This window comes from Sodalis-like endosymbiont of Proechinophthirus fluctus, from assembly GCF_001602625.1.
Taxonomy (GTDB): domain Bacteria; phylum Pseudomonadota; class Gammaproteobacteria; order Enterobacterales; family Enterobacteriaceae.
Map to the genome: position 1 here is coordinate 60,443 of NZ_LECR01000090.1, position 2,368 is coordinate 62,810.

The window sequence follows — 2,368 nt, forward strand, 5'->3', positions numbered from 1 at the left end:
CCAGCCGGTCGGCCAGCTGTACGCGGATCGTCGCATCGCCACGGTATTCCTCCGGTATAGGCCCGTTTACTACCTAAATAGAGACGCCGTTAACGAAATCGTCAAAATTGCCGGGCTCTGACGTAAGGGCATCCACATCACCATCACCATCACCGTGGGAAAAATCTACTGCGCGGTCGTTGTAGCTCCGGACCGATGGCCAACGTAGCCAAATTACTACTAGTTTGCCGGATTTCCTGCCATAGGGTGGTGGCCCGTCGCCAACTGGCTGAATCTTTTATCAAATTGCGTCATTGCATCCTCTCAACGTCATTGCATCCTCTCAAGTGTAATGATGGGCATAAAACAGTTACCCGCCCGGCAGCCGCAAATTGTGGGTGCCATCGCGAAATGAGTATGATCGGGGGCAGGTATGGCCAGCATGCCGCTGGCGGAAACGGACATAGGCGACTCTCGCGATTGGCAGCAAAGCCAGATAAGAAAAAACTTTTTGAGGTGATAACGACGGCTTATGGATATCGCGACATCACCATCTCTGCTAATGCCTGTCGCATCGACGCCGACGCGTGTGGCCCGCTCTGTCCGCGTGCCGTCGCTATGACGATCAACACTGTGACTAATCAAGTTATGCACCCACGCACGATAGCATTCACAGTGGAAAATACCTCTCCTGCTACCCTTCTATATTTGTACCTCAGCACGCAATGACCACGACTAATTACCCATAGAAAATACAATAAAATGTCATTTTCTTCACGATTGATTTCCTGAAACCCTATTTCTGTGCCTCCGGTTCGGTCATTAGCCGCCTTGACATGCCTGACTAGTCATTTACAGCGATGTCTTTCTAAATGACAATCACAATCCGGATGAGGTAAAAATGTGTATTGGGGTGGATGTGGTCGGTATATTTACCGATGTCATTACTCTTAATCCCACAGCGTGATTATATTTCGTGAAAACTCCCTCTGTGCCGACAGATCCAGCACGATGGGTTGGCGCTGCTGGCCCAAGAACACAGGCTAAGTCTGTCGGCGCTGCTCGCCGACACCCAGGTGTTTATTCACGAAACCATGGTGGCGACCAATATTCTAGTACAGTGCAACGGCGCTTAGGTCGGGCTTATCACCAATGCCAGCTTTCGCGACCTGTTTGGAGCTGAGTGAATGAACGAAGCGCCACCGCTATCGTCTGCACGACGAATTCCCCTGATTGATAGACAGTTGCGTTTGGAAGTGAACGAACGCGTCAATCACGACGTTGAGATCATCACGCCGGCGCAATCTTAACCGGCACGTCTATCTAGACGGCAATATCTCGTGCCCCATGTACCAATGTGGAATCCTGTGCGCCGGCGCCGAGCTGTCCGGTCCAGTAATAATCGATTCTGCCTCAACCATGGTTCTGTTGCACCCCGGCGATAGCACTCAGGTGTACGAGCTCGGCTGTTTACATCTTTTCCGGAGAGTCTCTACCCACGACGAAGCCACAGGACATCAACCTGCTTACGCTTTCGCTTTCCATAGTATAGTGCGCCATAAACTGCAGGCGATCGCCGAAGAAGTAGCGGAAACCATGACTCATACCTGTTTTCCTCTATCCTCAACCACAAGACTAGGACTTTTCGATGATTATCGCCGACGACGGCGGCAGCACACCATCGCGAAGGCAGAGAGGGTGCCGATTCATATGGGCGCCATTCTGGCGCTGTTGACGCACTTTCCCCATCAGTTGTCGAGTGAAACAGCTGAATATCGCCAGCGCGCTAGCGCCGGAACCGGCGTTGGTTATCTGCGATGAACTAGTTTCGGCTCCGGATATCAACCTGCAGGCGCATACCAGTGCGCTATTACAATCCTTGCAATAGCGCACTGGGTGACCCTTCTGTTTATCATCCATACCCTATGATATCGCCACATGCATCGCGGTGATGTACGGCGGGCAGATCGTGGAAATCTTGCCGAGCTCCCACCTATGGACGGCACCGCTGAAATCCCTATACCGTACCCGCGAGTTGCCGGCCCCGGTGCCATATCGGGGATCGATCCAGAACACCGCCACCGCAGAGCGCGGTGGACAGTTTCGCGGGGAAATCACCACTCGCCTCACGTCCGATAGCGAGGAGTGGTATCCGTCTTAACAGGACAAAGCACTATTGTACCGGCGCGCTATTTACCGACGTACTGAAAAATCCGCGCGCTAAACGAGGAAGACAATTGGTTTTCGCGCTGGTACCCCGCCAATCGCACTGGGATTACCCTGACCGATAACTGGGACGGCATGGGTCAGCACTGCACAGCTAACGGTACCACCTCGCTGTGCGATGTCGCAGTATCCGCCGACGAGGCCCTGCCAGATGGCCGCTTGG

The 2,368-nt window shown here is 53.2% G+C and carries 3 protein-coding genes; all 3 read left to right on the plus strand.

The genetic code is table 11. The annotated features are described in order from the left end of the window. Positions 1 to 1,166: 1,166 nt before the first annotated feature. The 3 genes from BG74_RS19115 (at position 1,167) to BG74_RS14425 (ending at position 2,140) form a co-directional block, all read left to right on the plus strand. The gene (locus BG74_RS19115; RefSeq protein WP_256364259.1) at positions 1,167 to 1,289 is read left to right on the plus strand and encodes a hypothetical protein; all 123 of its coding nucleotides are present in this window, start codon (positions 1,167 to 1,169) and stop codon (positions 1,287 to 1,289) included. A 37-nt stretch (positions 1,290 to 1,326) separates the two neighbouring features. Further along, complete coding sequence (locus tag BG74_RS14420; RefSeq protein WP_187202843.1) at positions 1,327 to 1,800, plus strand: hypothetical protein; 474 nt, start codon at positions 1,327 to 1,329, stop codon at positions 1,798 to 1,800. 127 nt (positions 1,801 to 1,927) lie between these two features. Continuing rightward, complete coding sequence (locus tag BG74_RS14425) at positions 1,928 to 2,140, plus strand: hypothetical protein (protein WP_244267486.1); 213 nt, start codon at positions 1,928 to 1,930, stop codon at positions 2,138 to 2,140. Positions 2,141 to 2,368 lie beyond the last annotated feature (228 nt).

What these genes read in the sequence shown, in the direction of transcription:
- BG74_RS14420 (WP_187202843.1), top strand. Translation starts at nt 1,327, where the DNA reads ATGTACCAATGTGGAATCCTGTGCGCCGGCGCCGAGCTGTCCGGTCCA.
- BG74_RS19115 (WP_256364259.1), top strand. Translation starts at nt 1,167, where the DNA reads ATGAACGAAGCGCCACCGCTATCGTCTGCACGACGAATTCCCCTGATT.